The sequence below is a fragment of the Ornithinimicrobium sp. genome (genome assembly GCF_030537745.1).
In the GTDB taxonomy this organism is placed as follows: domain Bacteria; phylum Actinomycetota; class Actinomycetes; order Actinomycetales; family Dermatophilaceae; genus Ornithinicoccus.
In genome coordinates this window covers 1-6,606 of sequence record NZ_JAUNVI010000101.1, presented here as the reverse complement: position 1 = coordinate 6,606, position 6,606 = coordinate 1, and the positions used below count along the sequence as shown (strand labels likewise).

The window sequence follows — 6,606 nt, the reverse complement described above, 5'->3', positions numbered from 1 at the left end:
ACAAGGTCTGCCTCTCCGGCCTGGACGCGATCGCGCTCGCCGACCAGCTGATCCGCGCAGGCGAGGTCGAGGTCGTCGTCGCCGGGGGGCAGGAGTCGATGAGCAACGCGCCGCACCTGCTGGAGAAGTCGCGCAGCGGCTACAAGTACGGCGATGTCACGGTCCGTGACCACATGGCCTACGACGGGCTGTGGGATGTCTTCACCGACCAGGCGATGGGCAACCTCACCGAGGACGCCAACGACGCTGACAGCCAGCACGCGTTCACCCGACAAGAGCAGGACGCCTTCTCGGCCAGCAGCCACCAGCGTGCCGCCGCAGCCTGGGAGAAGGGGCTCTTTGACGACGAGGTCGTCGCCGTCCAGATCCCGCAGCGCAAGGGCGAGCCGATCAGCTTCAAGACCGACGAGGGCATCCGCGCCGACACCACGACCGAGAGCCTGGGCAGGCTGCGACCCGCCTTCTCCGCCGACGGCACGATCACGGCCGGCTCGGCCTCGCAGATCTCCGACGGGGCCGCCGCGGTCGTCGTGATGAGCAAGGCCAAGGCGCAGGAGCTGGGTCTGACCTGGCTGGCCGAGATCGGGGCGCACGGCATGGTCGCCGGCCCCGACTCCTCGCTGCAGAGCCAGCCGGCCAACGCCATCCTGGCCGCCTGCAAGAAGGACGGCATCGAGCCGGCCGATCTGGACCTCGTCGAGATCAACGAGGCGTTCGCGGCGGTCGGTCTGGCTTCCACCAAGGAGCTCGGCCTGGACCCTGAGCGGGTCAACGTCCACGGTGGCGCGATCGCGTTGGGCCACCCGATCGGGATGTCGGGCGCTCGCCTCGTGCTGACGATGGCGCTGGAGCTGCAGCGTCGCGGCGGAGGTGTGGGAGCCGCTGCGCTGTGCGGTGGCGGCGGTCAGGGTGATGCGCTCATCGTCCGGGTCCCGGCACCTCAGGCCTGAGGGCCAGACTCCAGGGCGAGGTATGGCGCGCACCCGCTGGCCGGCGCACGACATACCTCTGCCACTCTGAACCCCATGCGTGCCCGCCGCGAGATCGACGTCCCCGCCCTGGTCGAAAAGGCCCGGGCGGGTAGTCCGCGGGCGCTGGGCCGGCTCATCACCCTCGTGGAGAACGCCGACCCGGCGCTGCGGGAGGTGATGGCGACGCTGGCACCACTCACCGGGTCAGCGCACATCATCGGGCTGACCGGCAGCCCCGGGGTCGGCAAGTCCACGAGCACCAGCATGCTCGTCACTGGACTGCGCCGACGGGGCCTGCGCGTCGGGGTGCTCGCCGTGGACCCGTCCAGCCCGTTCTCCGGAGGCGCTCTCCTCGGCGACCGGATCCGGCTCTCCGACCATGTGCTGGACGACGGCGTCTACATCCGCTCGATGGCCTCGCGCGGCCACCTTGGTGGTCTGGCCTGGGCCACGCCGCAGGCCCTGCGGGTCATGGAAGCGGCCGGCTGCGACGTCATCCTGGTCGAGACGGTCGGAGTCGGGCAGAGCGAGGTCGAGGTCGCCGGATTGGCCGACACGACGATCGTCCTGCTGGCTCCCGGCATGGGCGACGGAGTGCAGGCGGCCAAGGCAGGCATCCTTGAGGTCGGCGACATCTTCGTCGTCAACAAGGCCGACCGGGATGGCGCCGACGCCACCGCGCGCGAGATCCGGCACATGATCTCCCTCGGTGACCGGACGGAGCCAGGTCTGTGGCGTCCCCCGGTCATCAAGACGATCGCCGACCAGAATCAGGGTGGGGACGAGGTGATCGAGGCCATCGACAAGCACTGGGTCTGGATGAGCGAGCGTGGCGAACTGACCCGTCGGCGGCGAGTGCGCGCGACCAGGGAGGTCGAGGCGATCGCGCTGGCTCAGCTGCGCTCGCGGATGGGCGGGCTGAGCGGTGACGGCGTGCTGGCCGAGGCGGTGGGGGAGGTCCTCGAGGGCCGGCTGGACCCCTATGCCGCAGCCGACCGGGTCGTCGAGGTGCTGACCTGACACCACGGCGTAGGCTGGGCGCCGCACACCAACGAGGGACCGTCGACCGACAGGGGGAACGGATGCAAGAGCCGAACGACGCGACAAGAGCCGGAGTGCCTGACGGCAGACCGCAACCTTTGACAGCGAGCCCGTCCATCGCGTCAAGGCCATCTCGCCCCCCGGTCAGCGCCGGGGGGCCACCACCACGCCTGCTGCCCCCCGAGCCTCCCACGTCGCTTCAGTCGGCGGGGAAAGCGTGGCGGATGGTCGCCCTCGGACTGGGGCTGGCGCTGGGGCTAGTCTTCCTCGCGCTGGGAAAAGGGAAGGCCCGCCTGCGGGAGCTTGTCCTGTCTCAAGCGCCAGATGCCGCAGCCGCGGACATCGACCTGGCAACCAACATCGTGCTCTTCGGGGGGCTGCTGGTCTGGGCGATCCTCGCGATCGCAGCCGTGTGGCTGGGCAAAGGGATCCAGCGCCCACGAGCGGCGGCGCGGCTTGTAGCTGTCCTCGCGTGGATGGTCCTGCTCATCACCCTCTCCTTCACCGCGGTTCCGCTGACCAGCGACCGCGGGATTGGCCTAGTGGCGCGCCTCCTGCTCGCGGGCGCGGCGCTCGCGTCGACGTATGCGGCCATGGTGGGAATCTTGCCCTCTTCCTGGCGCTGGATCAGGGAGGTCAAAGACCGATCAGGGCACCGTCCAGAGTCCGGATCACCGCCCGGGCCAGCGATGCCACCGCCGGCTCGCTGAGCGGATCGCTGCCGACCCGGCGCCACGTCGAGCGAGCGGAGAGTGCCGCGGTGCTCTGCTGATCCCGACTTGCGTCAGGTGGGTGTGCCAGGCGCTGGGCCAGCCCCGGCCCGGCCGCGCCCAGAAGCCGTTCTGCCTCATCGCGAAGCGCCGGGTCGAGCCCGGGAGCCTCTCCCCGACGAAGACGCACGAGCCACTCCAGTTCCACCGCGGAGTGGTCACCCGAACGAAGCGCCTCAGCGCGTTCGACCAGCTCGGCTGCCTCCTCACGTGGGTGTGCGGCGAGCACCTGTTCAAGACCGACGAGCGCCGACCTGGTCTTGAGCAGGTCAGCGCGGTGCCCGAGTTGCGTGGTGAGCGAGTCCGTCAGCCGGCTCAGCCCACTTCTGCGCGTCAACTCGCGAGACAGCGCAGTCGCGTCCACGATCGGGCCGCGCAGCAGCGCCGCCCCCATGCGCACCCCATAGAAGCCGAGGCGGTCGAGCAGGTCGGCGCGCAGCTGTGGCGTCGCGACCGTCAGGTGAGCCAGCTCGAGGTGCGCGAAGCGGTCGGCAGAGATGAAGAGATCCTCACGCTCGGCCGGACGCAGGCGGGCGATCTCTCGCAGCGCGTCAAAGTCGACCTGACGCAGCGTCCGTGCGCCCTGGGCCAGCAGGCCCGCGACCGGGATGACGTCCAGCGCCATGGCTCTGACCCTCGTGTCCCGGCCATATCTAGCCGCGACCTCCGAGGCGGAGACCATGGCCTCGATGCGTCCTCCACCGATCTCATCGGCGCGGGACAGCACCGCCAGTGTCCCTACGGGACTCGCGTCCCCGACCGTCGCCTCACGGAAGGCTTCCATCAGCTCCGCGTCGCTGGAGTGCAGGTGTCGCATCAGGTAGAGGACAGCGTCGACCTCTGACCCACCGCCCCCCGGGGTGAGGGTGTCGGTCGTGCGCTCACTGATCTCCACCGAGAGAGACGCCAACCCTGGGGTGTCGATCACGGTCGCGGTGGCCAGCGCAGGGCTGGGCCACGTCACCTCGATCCTGGCGACGTCCTCCAGCGGGTGGCCGCCGGTGTCCAGCTGAAGTCGGCCACCGGTCCGTCGCACCGGCCGCCGCTCCCGCCGTCCGTCACGCAGCACGACGGTGACGCCGGGAATGTCTCCGTGGCGATACCACGTGACCACGCGCGTGCACTCGCCGGTGTCGGTCGGGGCCAGCTCCTCCCCAACGATGGCGTTGAGGAGGGTCGACTTGCCCGCCTTGATTCGGCCCGCGAGCGCCACCCGCAGCGGCTCCTCCAAGCGGGTCCGCAAGCGAGCGAGACCCGCGGATGCGCTCTCGTCGTCGGCGTAGAGCCCTGCAGCCTCGGCGAGGAGGTCGCGGGTCGAGGTGATGATGTTGGAGCCGTCAGTCACTACCCGCCACCGTCTCTACGGCCCAGTTTCTCCACATCCGAGCGGAGGGCAGCGACCGCGGCGCGGTCCTCCTTGAGCGCGGCCAGACGAAGAGAGCGTTGCCGCTCGTTCGAGGTCGCGGCCAGCTGCGCGTTCTTGACGGACTCCCCGATGCTTCGCGAGAGTTCATCGGCTACCTCGGCGAAGTGGTCCCGGACGAGTCGCTGGACCTGGCGCAGCCGATCTCGCAGAATCTTCGCGGTCTGAAAGATCACGTCGTCATGATGCTTGCGCACCAGGGAGCGGGCCTCCATGCGCCGTCTCGCCAGCCGGTTCTCAGCATCCTCTTTGAAGGCGCGACCACCCAGGAGGATTCCAGCCCCCAGAGAGATCGGGTTGATCAGCGACAACCCGACCAGGCTGGTGAGAATGCCGAACATCAGCACCCCGCCGTAGGAGCCCTTCATGCCAAGGATCACCTTCGATCCGAGACCAGGCGTGGTGGTGTCGAGGTCGCCCATCGGCCGCACCCGTTCGCCGATGCTGCTGGTATCGGCGACCCTGATGCTTGGGCGCGTCTGGGCGCTGCCCTCCTCGAAGTGCTCGGCGACCCTGTCCGCGAGCCACTGCGCATTCTGCTCGGCCCAGGTGAAGGTGTCGGCGAGCGCACCTGCCGTCGCGTCCTCAAGCCACTGCACGAACTCCGGCCAGGCATGGCCTGGATCACCTTCATCAATGATGCGCTCGGCCTCTGCCTGTACCACCCTGATCCGGTCGCGCAAGTCATGGTCGAGGTCGGCGTTGAGGTCGGCGACGCCATCGCTCAGCGTCTGCTGCCACTTGCTGCTGCGCTTCTTGAGCTCTTCGGCCTGCGTCTTGGCGGCAGTCAGCTCGGCGATCACCGAGGGCAAATGTTCGGGGCTGGTCAGGACCCGCAACTCCGAGTCGAGGCTCCTGGACAGGGCGGTGAGCGTAGCGCCGAGGTCATGGCGCACCGATCGTGCTGCCAGCTCCTCGCGGCGAGCCATCACGGAGGTGCGGAGGAAGGCCACCAACTGCGGGAAGCCGGACTCCTCATTGAGCGCAGCGTCCCGGCTGCGGGCCGCGGCCAGTCGCACCTGTGAGGACACCGCCAACTGGGGCAGCGACAGGCCAGCCGTCTCCAGGCGCTTGGCATTGAGCTCCATGACCTTGCGCCACTGCCCGTGCAGGTCCGTTTTGGAAAGCACGAGCGCGACGTGCGGGCAAGCTGCCAGCGCTTGCCGGATGAAGTCCACCTCTGGAGCGGTGAGCTCCTGGGAGGCGTCGGTGACGACCAGCACCGCGTGCGCGGAGGGAAGCACAGCGCGAGTGGCGGCGCCGTGCGCGGTGCCCAGACCCCCGATTCCTGGAGTGTCGACAAGGGTGAGCCCGTCCTTGAGCAGCTGTCGCGGCAGTCCGGCTTCTCCCGCGATCACGCGGCTGCCATCGGCGGAGGGCTCCTCCTGATCGCGCCCCAGTGACGACAGGCGATCCGCCAACGCGGAGATCTCGACCGGCTCGCGGCGAGGCGCTTCTTCGCTGATGCCGGCCGAGGACGACCAGAGCAGCGCTCCTTTGGGTGCGTCCGCATACCTGACACTCAGCGGGACGCTGGTGACGATGTCGTCGTGGACGGGGCCGACCGGGGCGCCGACGAGCGCGTTGACGAGCTGGCTCTTGCCCTGCTTGAACTCTCCGACCACGAGCACCCGGATGTCGGTCGCGTTCCAGCGATCGCGCGTGCTCGCTAACCGTTCGAGCAGGTCGGACCGCTCGCGGCGCCGACATATCTGCTCACAACGGTCGATAAGTGCGGTCGGCTCGATCACCGATTCCTCCCCAAGAAGTGCGCTGTAATGGCATGATCCCACAGCCAGGGGTAGTGGTGGGTGACGGGCAACGGCCCCGCCACCCTCGAGGGGTGACGGGGCCGCTGCCCGTGCGCGGCTGCTACGCCGATGTAGTGCGGGAATCAACCGCCCATCGGCACCTCCACGGTCAGGTCGTTCAACACGTCCTGAGCGGCGATGGAGTCGACCGCGATGTTGTTGTCATCGAAGGAGTTGTCCGAGTTGTCGTTGAAGGAATCCTCCACTTCCACCTCGACGTCCAGGTTGGTGGAGTAATCCGTGTAGGACTCGTCCGTGTAGGAGCTGTCCGTCGTGGAGTTGTCGTTGAAGGAGTCCTCGATCTCGACCTCCAGGTTCGCGGAGTTGTCCGTGTAGGAGGAGGAGTTGTCGTTGAAGGAATCCTCGACCTCGACGTCCATGTTCATGGACGCGTCCGTGTAGGAGTTGTCCGAGCTGTCGTTGAACGAGTCCGCGACCGAGTTGTCCGTCTCTGAGTTGTCGTTGTACGAGTCGTTGGTCGAGTTGTCCGTCCAGGCCAGGTCAACCGAGCTGTCGTTGTAGGAGTCCTCGATCTCGGTCTCCGAGTTGTCGGTCCAAGAGTTGTCGACCGAGTTGTCGGAGTTGTCGGA

The 6,606-nt window shown here is 68.3% G+C and carries 5 protein-coding genes and 1 pseudogene; 3 read left to right on the top strand and 3 right to left on the bottom strand.

What is annotated here, in order from left to right; all coding sequences use genetic code 11:
- From Q4P07_RS13760 to Q4P07_RS13750, 3 genes are all read left to right on the top strand, one after another.
- On the top strand, positions 1 to 950 hold a 950-nt coding region (locus Q4P07_RS13760), incomplete at its 5' end, for an acetyl-CoA C-acyltransferase (protein WP_303375488.1).
- A 75-nt stretch (positions 951 to 1,025) separates the two neighbouring features.
- Positions 1,026 to 1,991 carry a methylmalonyl Co-A mutase-associated GTPase MeaB gene (gene meaB / locus Q4P07_RS13755; RefSeq protein ID WP_303375487.1) on the top strand — a complete coding sequence of 322 codons (966 nt, stop codon included), beginning with the start codon at positions 1,026 to 1,028 and terminating at the stop codon, positions 1,989 to 1,991.
- A 245-nt stretch (positions 1,992 to 2,236) separates the two neighbouring features.
- Positions 2,237 to 2,722: a hypothetical protein gene (locus Q4P07_RS13750; RefSeq protein WP_303375486.1), complete on the top strand. Its 486-nt coding sequence runs from the start codon at positions 2,237 to 2,239 to the stop codon at positions 2,720 to 2,722.
- Here Q4P07_RS13750 and Q4P07_RS13745 read toward each other — a convergent pair.
- The 3 genes and pseudogenes from Q4P07_RS13745 to Q4P07_RS13735 form a co-directional block, all read right to left on the bottom strand.
- Positions 2,649 to 4,127, bottom strand: coding sequence for a dynamin family protein (locus Q4P07_RS13745; protein ID WP_303375485.1), 1,479 nt, complete (start codon positions 4,125 to 4,127; stop codon positions 2,649 to 2,651). The genes Q4P07_RS13750 and Q4P07_RS13745 overlap by 74 nt on opposite strands.
- Positions 4,127 to 5,956 (bottom strand): dynamin family protein, encoded by a 1,830-nt coding sequence (locus Q4P07_RS13740; RefSeq protein ID WP_303375484.1) that lies wholly within the window; start codon positions 5,954 to 5,956, stop codon positions 4,127 to 4,129. The genes Q4P07_RS13745 and Q4P07_RS13740 overlap by 1 nt, the downstream gene beginning before the upstream one ends.
- Before the next feature lie 143 nt (positions 5,957 to 6,099).
- Positions 6,100 to 6,606: pseudogene (locus tag Q4P07_RS13735) on the bottom strand (hypothetical protein); the annotation flags it as partial.

Coding starts and splice junctions, on each gene's coding strand:
- meaB (WP_303375487.1), top strand. CDS start 1,026: ATGCGTGCCCGCCGCGAGATCGACGTCCCCGCCCTGGTCGAAAAGGCC.
- Q4P07_RS13750 (WP_303375486.1), top strand. CDS start 2,237: ATGGTCGCCCTCGGACTGGGGCTGGCGCTGGGGCTAGTCTTCCTCGCG.